This window comes from Streptomyces sp. NPDC093064 (assembly GCF_044754605.1).
In the GTDB taxonomy this organism is placed as follows: Bacteria; Actinomycetota; Actinomycetes; order Streptomycetales; family Streptomycetaceae; genus Streptomyces.
Genome location: NZ_JBIVPK010000049.1, coordinates 1 through 15,827 on the forward strand (window position 1 = coordinate 1; position 15,827 = coordinate 15,827).

Annotated in this window: 16 protein-coding genes and 1 pseudogene; 10 read left to right on the top strand and 7 right to left on the bottom strand. The window is 68.9% G+C overall.

The genetic code is table 11. The features are described from left to right. Window positions 1-142: 142 nt before the first annotated feature. The 4 genes from ACIQFZ_RS35400 to ACIQFZ_RS35415 all read right to left on the bottom strand — a co-directional run bounded on the left by ACIQFZ_RS35400 (window position 143) and on the right by ACIQFZ_RS35415 (window position 3,921). Window positions 143-862, bottom strand: a complete 720-nt coding sequence (locus ACIQFZ_RS35400; protein ID WP_383060208.1) for a hypothetical protein — start codon at window positions 860-862, stop codon at window positions 143-145. 311 nt (window positions 863-1,173) lie between these two features. Continuing rightward, the gene (locus ACIQFZ_RS35405; protein WP_402693160.1) at window positions 1,174-1,428 is read right to left on the bottom strand and encodes a hypothetical protein; all 255 of its coding nucleotides are present in this window, start codon (window positions 1,426-1,428) and stop codon (window positions 1,174-1,176) included. 271 nt (window positions 1,429-1,699) lie between these two features. Then, window positions 1,700-2,578, bottom strand: coding sequence for an aldo/keto reductase (locus ACIQFZ_RS35410; protein WP_365423124.1), 879 nt, complete (start codon window positions 2,576-2,578; stop codon window positions 1,700-1,702). 92 nt (window positions 2,579-2,670) lie between these two features. Continuing rightward, window positions 2,671-3,921: an MFS transporter gene (locus tag ACIQFZ_RS35415; RefSeq protein WP_365775973.1), complete on the bottom strand. Its 1,251-nt coding sequence runs from the start codon at window positions 3,919-3,921 to the stop codon at window positions 2,671-2,673. 93 nt (window positions 3,922-4,014) lie between these two features. On the opposite strand from ACIQFZ_RS35415, the gene ACIQFZ_RS35420 reads away from it, so the two are divergent. The 4 genes from ACIQFZ_RS35420 (at window position 4,015) to ACIQFZ_RS35435 (ending at window position 7,950) form a co-directional block, all read left to right on the top strand. Further along, window positions 4,015-4,566: a helix-turn-helix domain-containing protein gene (locus ACIQFZ_RS35420; protein WP_365423130.1), complete on the top strand. Its 552-nt coding sequence runs from the start codon at window positions 4,015-4,017 to the stop codon at window positions 4,564-4,566. A gap of 188 nt (window positions 4,567-4,754) precedes the next feature. After that, window positions 4,755-5,927: an alkene reductase gene (locus ACIQFZ_RS35425; protein WP_402693161.1), complete on the top strand. Its 1,173-nt coding sequence runs from the start codon at window positions 4,755-4,757 to the stop codon at window positions 5,925-5,927. A gap of 78 nt (window positions 5,928-6,005) precedes the next feature. Beyond that, window positions 6,006-6,947 carry a D-2-hydroxyacid dehydrogenase family protein gene (locus tag ACIQFZ_RS35430; protein ID WP_365423136.1) on the top strand — a complete coding sequence of 314 codons (942 nt, stop codon included), beginning with the start codon at window positions 6,006-6,008 and terminating at the stop codon, window positions 6,945-6,947. Between the two features lie 154 nt (window positions 6,948-7,101). Then, window positions 7,102-7,950, top strand: coding sequence for a PhzF family phenazine biosynthesis protein (locus ACIQFZ_RS35435; protein WP_402693162.1), 849 nt, complete (start codon window positions 7,102-7,104; stop codon window positions 7,948-7,950). A gap of 28 nt (window positions 7,951-7,978) precedes the next feature. Here the strand turns inward: ACIQFZ_RS35435 and ACIQFZ_RS35440 are convergent, their stop codons facing one another. After that, window positions 7,979-8,422, bottom strand: coding sequence for an Lrp/AsnC family transcriptional regulator (locus tag ACIQFZ_RS35440; protein ID WP_365423142.1), 444 nt, complete (start codon window positions 8,420-8,422; stop codon window positions 7,979-7,981). Window positions 8,423-8,575: 153 nt separating this feature from the next. Between ACIQFZ_RS35440 and ACIQFZ_RS35445 the strand changes: the two genes are divergently transcribed. The 5 genes and pseudogenes from ACIQFZ_RS35445 to ACIQFZ_RS35465 all read left to right on the top strand — a co-directional run bounded on the left by ACIQFZ_RS35445 (window position 8,576) and on the right by ACIQFZ_RS35465 (window position 12,782). Next, entirely contained in the window at window positions 8,576-9,745 is a 1,170-nt protein-coding gene (locus ACIQFZ_RS35445; RefSeq protein ID WP_402693163.1) for a trans-sulfuration enzyme family protein, read from the top strand. A 79-nt stretch (window positions 9,746-9,824) separates the two neighbouring features. Next, the gene (locus tag ACIQFZ_RS35450) at window positions 9,825-10,049 is read left to right on the top strand and encodes a hypothetical protein (RefSeq protein WP_365423148.1); all 225 of its coding nucleotides are present in this window, start codon (window positions 9,825-9,827) and stop codon (window positions 10,047-10,049) included. Window positions 10,050-10,129: 80 nt separating this feature from the next. Next, a complete protein-coding gene (locus ACIQFZ_RS35455) occupies window positions 10,130-11,428 on the top strand; it encodes an amidohydrolase family protein (protein WP_402693164.1) in 1,299 nt (432 codons plus the stop codon). 159 nt (window positions 11,429-11,587) lie between these two features. Beyond that, window positions 11,588-11,845: pseudogene (locus ACIQFZ_RS35460) on the top strand (excinuclease ABC subunit UvrA); the annotation flags it as partial. 115 nt (window positions 11,846-11,960) lie between these two features. Beyond that, entirely contained in the window at window positions 11,961-12,782 is an 822-nt protein-coding gene (locus ACIQFZ_RS35465; protein ID WP_402693165.1) for a DUF427 domain-containing protein, read from the top strand. Here the strand turns inward: ACIQFZ_RS35465 and ACIQFZ_RS35470 are convergent. Beyond that, the gene (locus ACIQFZ_RS35470) at window positions 12,751-13,122 is read right to left on the bottom strand and encodes a TetR/AcrR family transcriptional regulator C-terminal domain-containing protein (protein WP_365423171.1); all 372 of its coding nucleotides are present in this window, start codon (window positions 13,120-13,122) and stop codon (window positions 12,751-12,753) included. The genes ACIQFZ_RS35465 and ACIQFZ_RS35470 overlap by 32 nt on opposite strands. Window positions 13,123-13,219: 97 nt before the next feature. Here ACIQFZ_RS35470 and ACIQFZ_RS35475 point away from each other — a divergent pair. Continuing rightward, a protein-coding gene (locus ACIQFZ_RS35475) for an IS5 family transposase (protein ID WP_402693182.1) occupies window positions 13,220-14,027 on the top strand; the annotation gives its coding sequence in 2 pieces (ribosomal slippage) (window positions 13,220-13,557 and window positions 13,556-14,027; 810 coding nt in all). Between the two features lie 144 nt (window positions 14,028-14,171). Here ACIQFZ_RS35475 and ACIQFZ_RS35480 read toward each other — a convergent pair. Continuing rightward, complete coding sequence (locus ACIQFZ_RS35480) at window positions 14,172-15,593, bottom strand: DUF1214 domain-containing protein (RefSeq protein WP_402693166.1); 1,422 nt, start codon at window positions 15,591-15,593, stop codon at window positions 14,172-14,174. Window positions 15,594-15,827 lie beyond the last annotated feature (234 nt).

The window sequence follows — 15,827 nt, forward strand, 5'->3', positions numbered from 1 at the left end:
GAGAACTCCATGATCTACAAGCGCCGTGCCCGCTCTGCGTCCGGAGCCCACCACATGATCAAATCGGGCGAACGCGACTCTCCCCGGGGCCTTGGGCTCTATGCCTCCTCGTGCTTCCCCAGGGAGTGCTCGGGACGAGATGTCAGGTGACGGAGAGCTCGGTCAGGTCGATGGTGATGAGGATCGGCTCCGGCATCGCGTGCCCGTCTTCCTGGACGGGCACGACGTACCTGTGGGTCGGAAAGACCAATCCCGATACCGTCACGTGGTTTTCGGAGAAGTGCGCGGCCGGCGTGCTGCCGAGCACGTCGGGCGCGTAGTCGTGGCGCCGTAGCAAGCCGGCGGCGTCGTAGTAGAAGACCTGCTCTGCGGCGTGCGTGGCCAAGGCTTGGGGGAATCTGGCCCGCAGCCGTCGCCAGTCCTCGCTGTTCTCCTGCCAGGGTTGTAGTTCCTCCACCACGACACCGTCGCGTGTCAGCAGGTAGGGGGCAGTGAGGTAGTTCCACAGGGCGTAGCCCGCGAAGTACAGCGCGTGGAGCTGGTCCCAGGGAGTGTCTGGACCGTGGCCGGCGAAGGCACCGCGTGGAGCTCGTCGCTCGGCGACGACCTGGCCGTCGTACCTCTCGATCGCCACGCGATCGGGCGTGAACAGCCCCCGCAGCCCGGGGCCGGTGAAGCCGTCGAACACCAGATGCTGCTGCTGCACGTCGACGGTCGCATCGGTGGTGGCGAGGATTCCCTCCTGCCCTCGAAGGGTCCACAGCAGCCCACCGATGGATCCCTTGGCGCGGATGGTTCGTGCTTGTTGCCATCGCCGGAGGCCGCCGTGGGCATCGAGAACGAGATCGAGTAGAGCGCGCATGTGACATTCCTTCCCGAGGCGTGGGACTCGGCGCGGGGACTTGGGAGAAGGCGGGCTCCGAGGAACAGCCGACGCGATCCTCCCGGACCCCGCAGTCCGCGCCTCGGCCTGCGGCCGTCGCGCTCGTCGCACCGAGGGATACGACGAGCGCGACCGAACGCGGTCAGCGAACGTGAACTGTGATGTCGTGTCCGTTGAGCGTGCCCAGGCGCCCACTGGGGCCAGTGACAGGTCCCAGAGGCGCTCGGCGGCGTCCGGGTCGAGCGCGGACGGGGCTACGTCGCCGGGGGAGATGCCCACGGCCTCCGGCGTCAGCGTCTCCGCCTCGTTGTTGTCTTCGAAGGAGCAACGTTGTCCTCGACGTAGCGACCACCGATGCCCTCCAGCTGGGGGGAGGTCGTGATCAGCGCGCTCGTCGCGGCGCCCCAGCCGTCCGGTGCGCGGCCGAGTGTGGGCAGTGCCATCACGCCGGCGTCCGTGTTGCGGACCGCGAACGTGACGGAGGTGCCGGCGCTCGCGGTCTCGGCGCCGAGTCCCGACGCAGCGCCGGTGACGGTGGATGTCATGACCTCAAGTCCTAGGCTATTGGTCGGCTGCGCTTCTCTCATCTGAACAGGTGGGGGAGTCGGGCCGGCTGGTCGATGCAGGATCACGCTGTGTACGTGGTCGATCGAGTGCACGCTTGCTTGTGTTCTTGCCGGTGCACAGTCGACTGGGCAGGGCCGGGGACGTTGTCGCCGTGCACCGTGTCCTCGCCTACTCGGCGGCCGACCTGCGTCACGTGGTCACTTGGGGCCGTGACCGCGTTGGCGTTGTACTGGGCGATCGTGCCGCTGATCACGACTCGCGCGCGGCCTGGCCGAGCGCCTCGAACGCAGCGTCGCTGAGGGTGATTCGGGCGGCCTGGATGTTCTCCTCGACGTGGGATACGCGGGAGGTGCCTGGAATGGGCAGCATGACGGGGGAGCGGCGCAGCAGCCAGGCCAGGGCAAGCTGGGATGGACTCGCGCCGTACGTCGTGGCGAGTGTGTCCAGTGGGCCGCCTTCCCGTGCGAGCTGTCCGGTGGCCATCGGGAACCATGGGATGAAGCCCAGGTTCTCCTGCGCGGCGTAGTCCAGTACGTCCTCGGCGCTGCGGTTGGCGAGGTTGTACAGGTTCTGCACGGAGACGATGTCCGCGATCGTACGGGCTTCCTGGATCTGCGGGACCGTCACCTCGGACAGTCCGATGTGGCGGATCTTGCCCTCCTGCTGGAGCAGGCGAAGCTCGCCGATCTGGTCGGCCAGGGGCACCTTGGGGTCGATGCGGTGCAGTTGGTAGAGGTCGATGCGCTCGACGCCCAGGTGGCGCAGGCTCAGTTCGGTCTGCTGCCGCAGGTATTCGGGTCGGCCCAAGGGCCGCCAGTCGTCCGGGCCCGAGCGGGACAGCCCGCCCTTGGTGGCGATCACCAGGTCCGCCGGGTAGGGGTGCAGTGCCTTGTGGATGAGCTGCTCGCTGACGAACGGGCCGTAGGAGTCCGCGGTGTCGATGAAGTTCACGCCGAGCTCGACGGCCCGGCGCAGTACGCGCACGGCTTCGTCGGGATCTTTGGGCGGCCCCCAGACGCCTGGTCCGGTCAGCTGCATCGCTCCGTATCCGAGCCGGTTGACGGGCAGGTCACCGCCGAGTCGGAAGACTCCGGAAGCGTCGGCGGGGCGTGAGCTTTCGTGTGTCATGGTGTGCCTCTGCTGTCGGGTTGTTGTCTGTGACGTAGGGGCCGAACACTCGTTGATGCCCATCGGCGGTCGCCGGTGCGGGGCCCTGTCGGTCAGTGGCGCGTGTGCATGCGGTACTGCGCGAGCAGTCCGAGGGCGGCGACGGCGATGATAGCGACGCCGTACCCGAGGACGGTGTTCGGCAGGCCGAGCGGGGCGATCAGGAGTCCCGCGATGATCGCCGGGACTCCGAAGCTCAGGTAGGCGACGAGGTAGACGGCCGCGAAGAGGCCGGCCCTCTGGTGGGGCTGTGCGAGGGGGGTGATGGTGCGGATGGCTCCGGAGAAGGAGGCGCCGAAGCCCACGCCGCCGATGAGGCCGCCCGCCCACAGCAGCGGGAGTGTTGCGGTGGCGACTCCGGTCATGTTCACCGCGGTGCCCAGCAGCACGCCCGCACCGCCGATGATGATGGTGTGCCGGGGGGTGAGGCGGCCGAGGAAGAGGCCGGCCACGGCGGCGGCTGCGGGCTGGGTGAAGGCTGTGGCGCCGTTCAGCAGGCCGCTGTGCAGTCCCAGTAGGTCGCGGATGATGGTGGGGACGAGCCCCATGAACAGTCCGGCCAGCATCCAGGCGGCCATGTGAACGGGGATGCTCGCTACGAATTCACGGCGCGCGGCTCTGGGGACGGATACGTGGGGCATCAGGGAGCGTGCCGCTCCCGGGCGGGTGGAGACGGTCTCGGCGGAGAACGCGGCGACGGCGGTGCCGACGGCCATGATGACCGCGAGGGCCGTGAACACGATGATGCTCGCGTGGGTGCTGAACTGGACCGCCGCGCCGGTCAGCAGGGCGCCCAGGCCGAGCCCGCCGGCCGGCGCGATGCTGGTGATGATCGTCGCCAGTTTCTTGCGGTGCGCCGGGGCGTGTTCCACGATCGAGGCCGAGAAGGCGCTGGTGGCCGCACCGGTGGCGATGCCTTGGATGGTGCGGGCCGCGATCACCCAGCCGATGTCGGGGGCGAAGACGAACATGAGCATGGACCCGAGCTCCACCAGGAGCGATCCGATCAGGACGGGTCGCCGTCCGACGTGGTCGGACAGGGATCCGGCGACCAGGAGGGCCGCCAGCAGGCCCAGCGCGTAGGACGCGAAGGCGACTGTCAGCACCCAGGCGGGAAAGTGCCACTGCTGCTCGAAGACGACCAGTAGCGGGGTGGGGGCCCCGGCCGCCACGTAGAGCGCCGCGAAGACGGCCCCCGACCCGGCGAACGCAGCGGATGTGGCGAGCAGCCTCCGGGTCGGGGCAGGTTCGGTGGTGAGAGGGACCGGGCTGCGGGCACGTGTTGATTCGATGACGCGGGACACCTCGAAGCTCCCTAAGGCCAGGAATTGTGCGTTACGGGGAGCGTAGACCCGGAGAGGAATTATTGCCAACCCCTGTGCGTTACCGTGGTGTCCATGACTGCAGAATCGACTCCGCGGCGGCGCACCGGCGGCCGTAGTGCCGCTGTGCTTGCGTCCATCAGGAAGGCCGTCGAGGAGCTGATCGCCGAGCGGGGCAGTGACGCGATCACCATCCCGATGGTCGCCGAGCGTGCCGGGGTGAATCACTCCAGCATCTACCGGCGGTGGGGTGATGCGCGGACCATGATCAACGACCTGGCGACCTACCGGCTGGATCCCGAACGCGGCCTTCCCGACACCGGGGATCCGCGGGCCGATCTGACCGCTTGGGCGCAGGAGCTGATCACCCACTACAGCGTCCCGGTGAACGCCGCCATCCTTCGGGGTGGGGCCGCGGCGGCCGGTGAGAGCGAGTCGGACTGCCTGCGCGACCGGCGGGCGGAAGCGGCGGCCTTCGCCGCCCGGTCCGGCGGCGCCTTCACTGGCGACGATGTCATCAACCGGGTGGTGGCCCCTATTGTCTACCGCGTCATCTTCCTTCCCTGGACGCTTTCCGAGGTCGACGTTCATGCATATGTCGACGAACTCTGCGCCCGGCACTCCTGAGTCCTCGCCCTCTCTGTGCACGCTCGAAGCGCAGAAGTTTGCGTTAAGGCGTACGGCTGCTAAGCTCACCCTAAGGCGCGGATCTGTGCATTAGTGGTCTGCGCGGCAGGGCGGTTGATGCCGCCCGGAATGCGACCCGGCACCCTTCCCGGGGCCTGCTGGGCTTCGCCCTCCATCAGGAGACTCACATGACGAGTTCGACGCAGCCCCTGCTCCAGCCGTACCGGATGCGGGACCTCCCGCTGGCGAACCGCATGGTCATGGCCCCGTTGACGCGCTCCCGCGCCCGCAACCGCGACCTGCTCCCCGGCGATCTGCACGCCCAGTACTACGCACAGCGCGCATCGGCCGGCCTGATCATCTCCGAAGGCGCGTGGATCAGCCGCGAAGCGATCGGCTGGCACGATGTTCCGGGGCTGTTCACCGGCGAACAGGTCACCCACTGGAAGCAGGTGACGGACGCGGTCCATCGCGAGGGAGGCGTCATCTTCGCGCAGCTCTGGCATACCGGGTCCGCCTCGCACCCCGACTTCTTCGACGGCCGGCCGCCTCTTGCGCCATCAGCCGTCAATCCGGGGCTGCTGGCACCGACGGCGACGGGCCGCAAGCCCACCGTGGAGCCCCTGGCGATGTCGGAGAACGACATCCGGCAGACGGTCGCCGACTTCGCGACGGCCGCCCGCAACGCCCTGCGCGCCGGATTCGACGGTGTGCAGCTCCAAGCGGGCTTCAACTACCTGATCAGCCAGTTCCTGAACCCCCGCACCAATGTGCGCACGGACCGCTACGGCGGCTCGATCCAGAACCGCGCCCGCTTCCTCTTCGAGATCATCGAAGCCGTCGGTGAGCACCTCGACCTGCGCCGTGTCGGGGTGAAGGCCGGACCCGCCTGGGCCGAGACGGGAGCGTTCGTCTCCGGACGCGAAGCTCTGGGCGAGAGCGAGTACGTCCTCGGGCGACTCAACGACTACGACCTGTCGCACCTGCTGCTCATGGGGATGATGTCAGACCCCACCGGGGGACCGCTGGAGGACCTGGCCGGCGACGAAATGTTCCGGCACTTCCGGAAGGTCTACCAGGGCACCGTCATCGCGAACGTCGGATTCGACCAGGATCGGGGAAACGCGCTTCTGGCCGACGACCTGGCGGATCTGGTCGCCTACGGACAGGCGTTCATCGCCAACCCGGATCTGTCGGCCCGGTTCGCTGCCCGCGCACCGCTCACGGAACCGAGGCCGGAACTCTTCTACGGCCCGGACGCCGTCGGCTACACCGACTACCCGCGGCTTGAGAGGTATGGCTGCGCCGTAGGCCGGCCGGCTGACAGAAACGGAAGCCGCGGCAGGCAAACGGTCAGGTAAGCGACGGAATCGGGCTGCCAGCACGATTCCGCCTGGTAACCATGAAGGCGAACCGATCACGAGAGCCGGTGACCGAACATGAAGGTCGCAGTACTCGACGACTATCAGAACGTCGCACTGAGCCTGGCGGACTGGGATTCCCTGCACGCCCAAGTAGACGTATTCAGCGAGCCGTTCACTCACGAGACGGCAGTCGTAGCGGCGCTGGCTGACTACGACGTCATCGTGGCGATGCGCGAGCGGACGCCGTTTCCGAGCTCGACGCTGAGCCAACTACCCAAGCTGGCCCTGCTCGTCACCACAGGCCCCGGCAACGCCGCGATCGATATCGATGCCGCCCGGCAGCAGAACATCACCGTCAGCGGCACGGGGTACTTCTCCCACCCGACGGCCGAACTGACGTGGGGACTGATCCTCTCGGCCGCCCGTCTCATTCCTCAGAACGCCGAGTCGGTACGTCGCGGCGGCTGGCAGGTGGGGCTGGGAACGAGCCTGCACGGCGCCACTCTGGGTGTCCTGGGCCTGGGACGGCTGGGGACCCGGGTGGCCGAGATCGGCAAGGCCTTCGGCATGAAGCCCATCGCCTGGAGCCAGAATCTCCGACCGGAAGACGCTCAGACCAAGGGAGTGACCTACGTTTCACGAGACGAGTTGTTCGCCCGCTCGGACGTACTGAGCATCCACGTCGTGCTCAGCGACCGGACACGCGGGCTCGTCGGCGAACATGAACTGCGCCTGATGAAGCCCACGGCGATCCTGGTCAACACATCACGTGGTCCCGTGATCGATGAGGCCGCACTCCTGGACGTCTTGAACGAGAAGCGGATCGCAGGCGCGGCACTGGACGTCTTCGACCGCGAACCGCTGCCTGCCGACCATCCTCTGCGCTCCATGCACAACGCCGTGGTGACCCCGCACATCGGATACGTGAGCCGGGACCTGTACGAGGTGTTCTACCGGGACGCAGCGGAAGACATCGCAGCGTGGGCCGCAGGCTCTCCGCTGCGGACCTTGACCTGAACGTAGTGGTGGAGCAGGGACTGGCAGGGATGATCAGGCCACTTTGTCGCCACTGGCCCTGTCCTGACCGCCTGAGCTCCCGTTGGGATGGACCTGCTTCCGCCGAAGGGCGGGACGCGCAGAATCCGCTGCAGCCGCTACCGAGAGGCCCTCGATGACCATGCCGCGCACCCGCTCGTTCGCCCAGGTCGACGTGTTCTCCACGGTCCCCTACAGCGGCAACCCGGTTGCGGTCGTCCTGGACGGGACGGACCTGACCGCCGAGGAGATGCAGCGCCTGGCGCGCTGGACGAACCTGTCCGAGACCACGTTCGTACTTCTCCCCACCGCCCCCGAAGCGGACTACCGGCTGCGCATCTTCACACCCCAGGGCGAACTGCCGTTCGCCGGCCACCCCACCCTCGGCTCCGCACGCGCCTGGCTGGACGGCGGAGGCACGCCGCAACACGCCGACCGCATCGTGCAGGAGTGTGCCGCCGGCCTGGTCACCGTGCGCCGCGGCAAGGGCACTCTGTCTTTCGCCGCGCCCCCTCGCGTCCGCGACGGCGCGCTCGATGACACCTATCTGAACCAGATCGTCGCCGCATTCGGCATCACGCGTGACCAGGTCGTGGCTCACCAGTGGGTCGACAACGGTCCCGGTTGGGCCGTGCTCCAACTGAGCACCGCCGAGGAGGTCCTCGCCCTCGAACCAGACCTCTCCCTCATCCCGGCCGCGATGGTCGGCGCGATCGGGGCCTACCCCGAGGGATCCGGGCACAACTTCGAGATGCGCACCTTCGCCCCCGGCGCCGGCGTGCCCGAGGACCCCGCGTGCGGCAGCATGAACGCCGCCGTCGGGCAATGGCTCACCGCCACCGGTGCCGCACCCTCCACCTACCGGGTCTCCCAGGGCACGAGGCTGGGACGGGCCGCCAGCATCGAGATCACCGCCGATGCGGACGGCACCGTCTGGGTCACAGGCGCCGCCACCGTCTGCATCCGCGGCACCATCTCTGTCTGACCGTCCCACCGGGGCCGGGACGGGACCGTCATGTGGTGTCGGCGGAGAGCGTCTTCATGGTGACGTAGCTGGTCACCGTGGCGACGCCGGGCAGGCTGGCCAACTCGTTGGCGTGGAAGTCCTCATAGGCGGGCAGGTCGGCCACCTCGACCTGGAGCAGATAGTCGAAGTTGCCGGTGATGTGGTGGCAGGCGACCACCTCGGGCAGTTGCGTGATCCCCTGCTCGAACGCGACCACGTCCGCACGGGTGTGCCGCATCAGCCGCACCCCGGCGAACACCCGCAGACTGCGACCGACCGCGGCGGGATCGATCAGCGCCCGGTAACCGCGGATGACCCCGGCTTCCTCCAGCTGACGCACACGCCGCAGGCAGGGCGACGGCGACAGCCCGACCCGGGCGGCGAGCTCGGCGTTACTGATCCGCCCATGCTGTTCGAGCACGGCCAGAATCGACCGATCAACCTCATCCATGGCGGCAGATTATTGCTGCAAAGGTCGGTGTACCACAATCGTACGCCTGCTCTCAGCGCAATTTGCTGCCAAAGTTGCCCGGACCTGTTCGCATCGGGGCGCCGGTCGGACACGCTTCATGGCGTCATACCGACGGTCCACGGAAGGGCAGCCATGCCGGGCAACAGCACCATCACGGTTCACGCTGATCGCGAAGTCCATCCCAGCCGTGCCGTGGCACCGCCCATCTACCAGACGGCGGCGTTCTGGGCCGAGGACGGGGAGACGTTCGCGCAGGGTGCCGTCGAACCGCGGGGCAAGGACTTCTACACCCGCTTCGGCAACCCGAACCACGCGCAGGTCGCCACCGTGGTCGCGGAACTGGAGAACACCGAGGCGGCCATGGTCACCGCGTCCGGGATGGCCGCGGTCACCACCGCCGTGCTGGCCCTGGTGTCCGCCGGTGACCACGTCATCGGGCAGAAGTCCACCTACGGGGGCACGGCGTCGGTGCTGCTGAACCTGCTGCCGCGCCTGGGCGTGTCGACCACCCTGGTGGACCAGACCGACCCGGAGGCGTTCGCGGAGGCGCTGACCCCGCAGACCCGCCTGATCCTGGTGGAGTCGCCGAGCAATCCACTGCTGCAGATCACGGACTTGCGCGCCGTCGCGGACCTGGCCCGCGCGCACGACGTGCTGACCCTGGCGGACAACACCTTCGCCACCCCCCTGAACCAGCGTCCGGCGGACCTCGGCATCGATCTGGTCTGGCACAGCGCGACCAAGTACCTCAACGGCCATACCGACGTGTCCGCTGGGGTGATAGCCGGGCGGGCCGAACTCCTGGACCGGATCTGGGACGTCGGCCTGCTCACCGGTGCCACGCTCGGTCCGATCGACGCGTGGTTGCTCCTGCGGGGCATGCGCACCCTGCCGTTGCGGGTGCCGCGGCACAACGCCAACGGCCTCGCGCTTGCCCAGGCGCTGAACGAGCATCCGGCCGTCAGTCGGGTGCACTATCCCGGCCTGGCGAGCCACCCGCAGCACAGGCTGGCGGCTCACCAGATGAGCGGTTTCGGCGGGGTGCTCGCCATCGAGTTCGCGGGCGGTTTCGAGATGGCCGACGCCTTCCTCGGCCGGCTGCGCTACCCCCGCCGGTCGGCCAGCCTCGGCGGGGTGGAATCGCTGGCCGTGCACCCGGCGTCCATGTGGCGGGGGATGCTCAGCGAGGAGCAGATCGCCGAGTCGGTCCCGCTGGGCCTGGTCCGGCTGGCCGCGGGCACGGAGGACACGGCCGACCTGGTCGCCGACGCACTCGCCGCCGCCGACGCGGTGAGCACCTGAGCGACCGTTTGCGCGGCGGCGATACCCGCTGCACGGCTGCCGGGAGTTCCGGGCGCCCCGCCTCACCGTGGCCGGGGCCATGAACCCGCTGGGACGCCGTGCGCACCACCGAGCGTGCATCGTGTGCGACGACCGCACGTCGGTGCACACGGTGCACCACAACGCTCCGACACGACCGCCCCCAAAGGGCCAGGAGCTCGCCGACAAGGCCCCGGGAGACCGACTCATGGTCCATCGGCGGTCTGGCGGTGCCCTCGTCCTCGTCGGCTACCTGCGGCAGAAGACCCTGCCCGCCCGCGGCTGATCGCCACGGCCGCAAGCAGAGAAGCAGCGGCCACCGCAACCTGATCCTGAACTATCCGAAAGCGTTGAGGAGTTCATCCGATGAAGAGCCTGCTCACCGGCGGAACCGTGGTCAGCATGGACCCGGCGGTCGGAGATCTCGACCGCGGTGACGTGCTGATCGAAGACGGCGTGATCGTCGAGGTGGCCGAACGGATCGACGCGCCGGACGCCGAGGTGATCGACGCGACCGACCGGATCGTCATGCCCGGCTTCGTCGACAACCACCGCCACACTTGGCAGACCGCGTTCCGAGGGATCGGCGCGGACTGGACGTTCCCCGAGTGGGCGGTGGCCATGCACGGCACGGTCAAGCCCCATTACCAGCCCGAGGACGTTTATGTGGGCACTCTGCTCGGCCGCCTGGAGGCCCTCCACTCCGGCGTGACCACGATGCTGGACTGGTACCACGTCGCGCAGAGCCACGAGCACGAGGACGCCGCCATTGCGGCGCTGCGGGACACGTCGGGGCGATCCATCTTCTGCCTCGGCGCCGGATGGGGCACCCCCGACCCCGTCGACGCAGAGATCCGCCGCGTCCGCTCCGACCTGGCCGGGGACGGCCTGGTCACCATGGCGCTGGGGCTGCGCGGGCCCGAGGGCACCAGCATGGACACCGTCGGCAGGGAGTTGAAGCTGGCGGCCGAACTCGGCCTGCGCACCAGCCTGCATGTCGACGGCGGTGGGACGCAGCGCCCGGTCGCCGAGTTGTGCGAGCACGGTCTGCTGCGGGACACCACCACGTTCGTGCACGCCAACGGGATCAGCGACGAAGAGCTGCGGATGCTCGCCGACGCGGGCAGCTCGGTGTCGATCAGCCCGGACGTCGAGCTGAAGATGGGGTTCGGATCACCGGTCACCGGCCGGGCGCTTGCCGCGGGCCTGCGCCCGACGCTGTCCATCGACGACGTCCCATCGGTCGGCGGCGATATGTTCTCCACGATGCGTACCGCCTTCGCCGTGCAGCGCGGCCTGGACGGCGGCCTGCGCTCCCGGGACTTGCTGGCGTTCGCCACCATCGACGCCGCCCAGTCGTGCGGACTCGACTCCCGAACCGGCAGCATCACGCCCGGCAAGGACGCCGACCTCATCCTTCTGCGCGCCGACGACCTGAACGTGTTCCCGGTCACCGACCCGGCCGCCACCATCGTCAGCGCCGGCCATCCCGGCCTGGTCGACACCGTCCTCGTCGCCGGGCGCGTGGTCAAACGCGACGGCGTACTGGTGGACGTGGACCTGGCGGCGCTGAGGACCCGACTGGTCGAATCACGCAACAGGATCGCCGCGGCCGCCGGCATTCCGCTCGACGGCACATGGCGCCCACGGCCGGAATCGGAGTAGCAGCTCTCGAGGAGCGCACGGTACGGCGCGCCCGAAAACATCTCCCCGCCCCAGGTCAGCCGCTCGGCGAGGGCGAGCACCGAGGCCTTCTCGACGTACACGCCGGTGTCGCCCTCGTCGTCGGAGAGATTGAAACCGGCCTCACGCATCACCGAGTTGACGGGTTTGCGCATGTCGGACGTCGACACCCTGGTTGCCCTGCTGAACCGGCTGGTGGACCGCGGCAACACCGTCGTGGTGATCGAGCACAACCTCGATGTCGTCCGGCAGGCCGACTGGGTCGTCGATATGGGCCCGGACGGCGGCAAGCACGGAGGCGAGGTGGTCTTCACCGGCACCCCGGGTGACCTGCTGAAGTCCGAGACCTCCGAGACCTCCGTGACCGGCGAGTACCTGCGCCGCAACTGCCGCGCCTGACCGGCGGGGGCCTTCGCGGGAGGCGGCCCGTGAAGGCGCCATCACCTCACCCGTCACGGCATCGTGGGACCGTGGAGACGAACCGGCATCCGGACCTCTGGAGGGAGCACCGGCCATGACCACCTACCCGGCCCACCCCGCCGCCCGCTCGATCAGGACCACCCCCGAAGGACTCCAGTGGGAGCCCAGCGAGCGCTGGGTGCGCGGCCGCAAGGGCGACGTCACCGTCGTCGACAGCCGGCACCCGGTGCTCGTCTGGGAACCTCACCTGCCCGTTCCGCAGTACGCCTTCCCGCGCGAGGAGGTCCGCACGGACCTCCTCCGCCCGGCAAAGGACCCGCCCACCGGCACGCACACCGGTTCCCGTGTCTTCTACGACCTCGACGCCGACGGCGAGGTGCGCGACAACGCGGCCTGGACGTTCCCCGCCGAGGACCTGGCCGGCCACATCGCCTTCGAGTGGTTCCTGCGCGCCGACACGGGCCTCGACCACTGGTACGAGGAGGACGAGGAGATCTTCATCCACCCCCGAGACCCCCACAAACGCGTGGACGCGCTGCCCAGCAGCCGGCACGTGCGGGTCGAGATCGACGGGCAGACCGTCGCGGACACCCGGGCCCCCGTCCTGCTCTTCGAGACGGCCCTGCCCACCCGCTACTACCTTCCCCTTGAGGACGTCCGCCTCGACCTGTTCGACGCCACCGACCACTACACCGGCTGCCCCTACAAGGGCACCGCCGAGTACTGGTCCTGGCGCGGCGGGGGCGAGGTGCCGCCCAACATCCTCTGGAGCTACCCCGAGCCGCTGCCCGCGGTGGCGGTGATCCAGGGGCGGCTGGCCTTCTTCAACGAGGCCGTCGACATCACTCTCGACGGCGAGCGCCTGGAGCGCCCGGACACGCCGTTCAGCCGGATGCTGAAGGGGAGCCGCGCGTGAAGCTGTCGAGCAGGGTGTGGAGCCCGGCCGCGAGGCCCTCCGGCCCGCCCTGCTCGGCGAGTGCGGCCGCCGTCTCCCGCAGGGTCGGCAGCTCCTTCGCGGACAGCCGGTGCAGCCCGAGCCGGAAGACCGGGTCGGGCTCCTCCGGGTTGTCCACCATGGGCCGCAGCTCCACGGACACATAGCCCAGCATCCAGGCGGTGACGGCGCGGAACACGGCCGACGCGGTCGCCTCGTCGAAACCGGCGCCCCGCAGCAGGACCAGCACCCGCTCGTGATCCCGCAGCCCCGCGGCGGGCCGCGGGGCCAGCGGGACCGCCGGCAGATGCGTGGTGAGCAGCGGCGCCGCCTGGGGATGGGTGTGGGATGGGGGAGTCGGGCGCGTGGGGTGAGGTCACGGGGGAACTGCATCCCTCACATCCCCCGACGCGGTGGTCCTGTGCACCCAGCTTGTTCCGGACGACTTGTGGGAGCGGGTGGCCCCGCTGCTGCGACCCGCTCCCGAGCGGCGCCGCCGTTTCCCCGGGCGACGGCGTGTTCCCGACCGGACGGCACTCGCCGGCGTCTTGTACGTGCTGCGGACCGGCGTCGCCTGGCGCGATGTCCCCGCGGAGAGCGTGGGCTGCTCCGGGGTGACGGCCTGGCGCCGACTGCGGGACTGGACCGAGGCCGGAGTCCGGCCACGTCTGCACGCCGCCCTTCTCGCCGAACTGCGTCGCGCCGACCTTCTGAACCTTGATGACTGCGCCGTGGACGGCTCGCACATCCGAGCCTCAAAGGGGGGACCATGTCGGCCCGTCACCAGTGGACCGCGGCCGTCCCGGCTCCAAGCACCATGTGATCGTCGACCGCCACGGAACACCGCTCGCCGTCAGGCTTACTGGCGGCAATCGGCACGACGTAACCCAGCTCCTGCCACTGCTGGACGCCGTCCCGTCGATCCGGGGAGTTCGGGGACGCCCCCGCCGTAAGCCCCGGCGCTTGCACGCCGACCAAGGCTACGACTTCGACAAGTACCGCCGCCTGCTGTGGAGGCTCGGCATCAAGCCGATGATCGCCCGACGCGGCGTTGCCCACGGTTCCGGACTGGGCAAGGTGCGCTGGGTGGTGGAGCGCGCCTTCGCCTGGCTCCACCAGTTCAAACGGCTCCGCATCCGCTACGAACGACGCACGGACCTGCATCAGGACCTGCTGGAGCTGGCTTGCAGTCTCATCTGCCTCCGCAGGCTCCGCTCCCGCCTGTAACGCTTGGTTTTGTTCACGAGTTCGGGCAGCGGGTGTTCACGACGTCGAGCAGCGCCCCGGAGACGCCGTGTTCGATGTTCATGAGTAAGGAACAGCACCGTCGGAGCGCCGCCGTATGAGGGCGCTCCGACACTTGAGCGGCTTTCAGACGGCTTCGAAGTCGGGGAGGCTCCAGGTCTTGTCGAAGAACGGTTGGGCTGGGGCGAAGAGGCGGAAGTAGACGAACCAGCCGTCCTGGCCCATGGTCTTCATCCAGTTGGTCTCGGCCCCGGGGGGTGCGGTGGGGCCGATGTAGAGGTCGATGCTGCCGTCGTCGTTGAACCTGAGCTGCTGGTCGAGGCTGTCGAGGCTCGCGCTGCGGCTGTCGGTGCCGCCGTTGTCGTAGGGCCGGCGGGTGTCCTCGTTGTAGAGCGTGAGCGACCAGAACTGGGCGCTCGGCACGTCGGCGGGGACGTGCAGCCGGTAGGTGCGGTCGGCCCGCAGGAGGCGGCCCTGGCTGTCGCGTTTGAAGGTCATGTAGACCTGGCCGGTGCCGGGCGTGGGGTGGGCCATGCCGATCGTGGAGCCGACGGCCTCGTAGAACCAGGTGGCGCGCTGGTCCAGCTGAAGGATCGTGTCGGTCTGCTGCTCGAGATCGAAGTCGAGGCCCTTGTACCAGCTCGTGCCCTTCCAGTAGGGCTGTGTGTAGCGCGGGTTGACCTGGTTGTTGCGGGCGAACAGTTCCCCGAGTGCCGCGCCCTCTTCCAGGATGCGGCGTTGGCGCTCGTCCGGGGCGAAGGGGCGGCCCTTGGCGATGCCGAGGGGTTCGAGCATGGCCATGAACGCCTTGTCGACCTCTGCGATCGGCTCCTCGTCCAGCCCTGGCGCCAGGTCCTGCCAGTACTGCAGGCCGCGTGCAGGGGTCGCGCTCCATTCCCGGCCCACCCCCTCGATGAACCGCACCGGAGCCGGGGCGGAACCGCCACCGCGGGCGAACTTGAGGCCGGCCTTCGCCTGCGCCATGACGTCCGGGTCCTGGGTCAGCACCCGGAAGGCGACGAGGACGTTCACGGTCCTGGAACGGACGACATAGTGGCTGGAGACCTTGAAGGGCGCGTCGTCGTGGTCGGGGCCGAGGATGATGTAGCCGCCGCCCTTGCCCTGGTCAGGGCCGGTCAGGCCGAGGTCCGCGACCGGGCGCTGCCAGGCGTCGAGGATCGCGCCCGCGGTCGGGCCGGCCGGGTAGTCGATGACGATCGGGCCGTCCGCGAGGCTGGTGAAGTTCATGATGTACGGCGTGGTCAGGTTCGCAGTGACGATGCCGCGCTTCTCCCGCAGCGAGTCGCAGACCGCGAAGTCACCGAACCGGGTCGCGCCGAAGGTCTCGGCCACGCCATCACGCCATGCCAAAAAGCCACCCAGCGGCAGTGACCACAGGTACGCCTGGGCGGCGCGCTGCACGTCCAGCTGGTCGAACAACAACTGGGACGTGTCGTCCGTCGGGAAGGTGTGTTCCAGGCGGACAGTGCCGAACGACGTCTCGATCCTTTCGTCGCCCGTCAGACGGGCATTGCGCAGATCAGTCATGATCGCCCCTCAAGCGCAAATGGGATGAACCACATCTACCACCCAGAGGTGCGGTGTCGACTCGACGCGCCCGGCCGCACCATGGGCAGACTCAGAAGTGCTCGTCGCGCCACCTCGGCGCGGTCCGAACCCCTGCTCTGTTCGAATCCCGAGCGGCCTCGGCTACTGCCCAAACCGGTGAACAACTGCTGCTGCTTCTCATGAACAGAGCCAAACGCTCGATGTGGTGGTGCG

Excerpts from the sequence above, each read along its gene's own strand:
- ACIQFZ_RS35405 (WP_402693160.1), bottom strand. The coding sequence starts at position 1,428 with ATGACATCCACCGTCACCGGCGCTGCGTCGGGACTCGGCGCCGAGACC.
- ACIQFZ_RS35465 (WP_402693165.1), top strand. The coding sequence starts at position 11,961 with ATGACCACCTACCCGGCCCACCCCGCCGCCCGCTCGATCAGGACCACC.
- ACIQFZ_RS35430 (WP_365423136.1), top strand. The coding sequence starts at position 6,006 with ATGAAGGTCGCAGTACTCGACGACTATCAGAACGTCGCACTGAGCCTG.
- ACIQFZ_RS35450 (WP_365423148.1), top strand. The coding sequence starts at position 9,825 with ATGAACCCGCTGGGACGCCGTGCGCACCACCGAGCGTGCATCGTGTGC.
- ACIQFZ_RS35445 (WP_402693163.1), top strand. The coding sequence starts at position 8,576 with ATGCCGGGCAACAGCACCATCACGGTTCACGCTGATCGCGAAGTCCAT.
- ACIQFZ_RS35410 (WP_365423124.1), bottom strand. The coding sequence starts at position 2,578 with ATGACACACGAAAGCTCACGCCCCGCCGACGCTTCCGGAGTCTTCCGA.
- ACIQFZ_RS35440 (WP_365423142.1), bottom strand. The coding sequence starts at position 8,422 with ATGGATGAGGTTGATCGGTCGATTCTGGCCGTGCTCGAACAGCATGGG.
- ACIQFZ_RS35455 (WP_402693164.1), top strand. The coding sequence starts at position 10,130 with ATGAAGAGCCTGCTCACCGGCGGAACCGTGGTCAGCATGGACCCGGCG.
- ACIQFZ_RS35420 (WP_365423130.1), top strand. The coding sequence starts at position 4,015 with ATGACTGCAGAATCGACTCCGCGGCGGCGCACCGGCGGCCGTAGTGCC.
- ACIQFZ_RS35400 (WP_383060208.1), bottom strand. The coding sequence starts at position 862 with ATGCGCGCTCTACTCGATCTCGTTCTCGATGCCCACGGCGGCCTCCGG.
- ACIQFZ_RS35425 (WP_402693161.1), top strand. The coding sequence starts at position 4,755 with ATGACGAGTTCGACGCAGCCCCTGCTCCAGCCGTACCGGATGCGGGAC.
- ACIQFZ_RS35480 (WP_402693166.1), bottom strand. The coding sequence starts at position 15,593 with ATGACTGATCTGCGCAATGCCCGTCTGACGGGCGACGAAAGGATCGAG.
- ACIQFZ_RS35435 (WP_402693162.1), top strand. The coding sequence starts at position 7,102 with ATGACCATGCCGCGCACCCGCTCGTTCGCCCAGGTCGACGTGTTCTCC.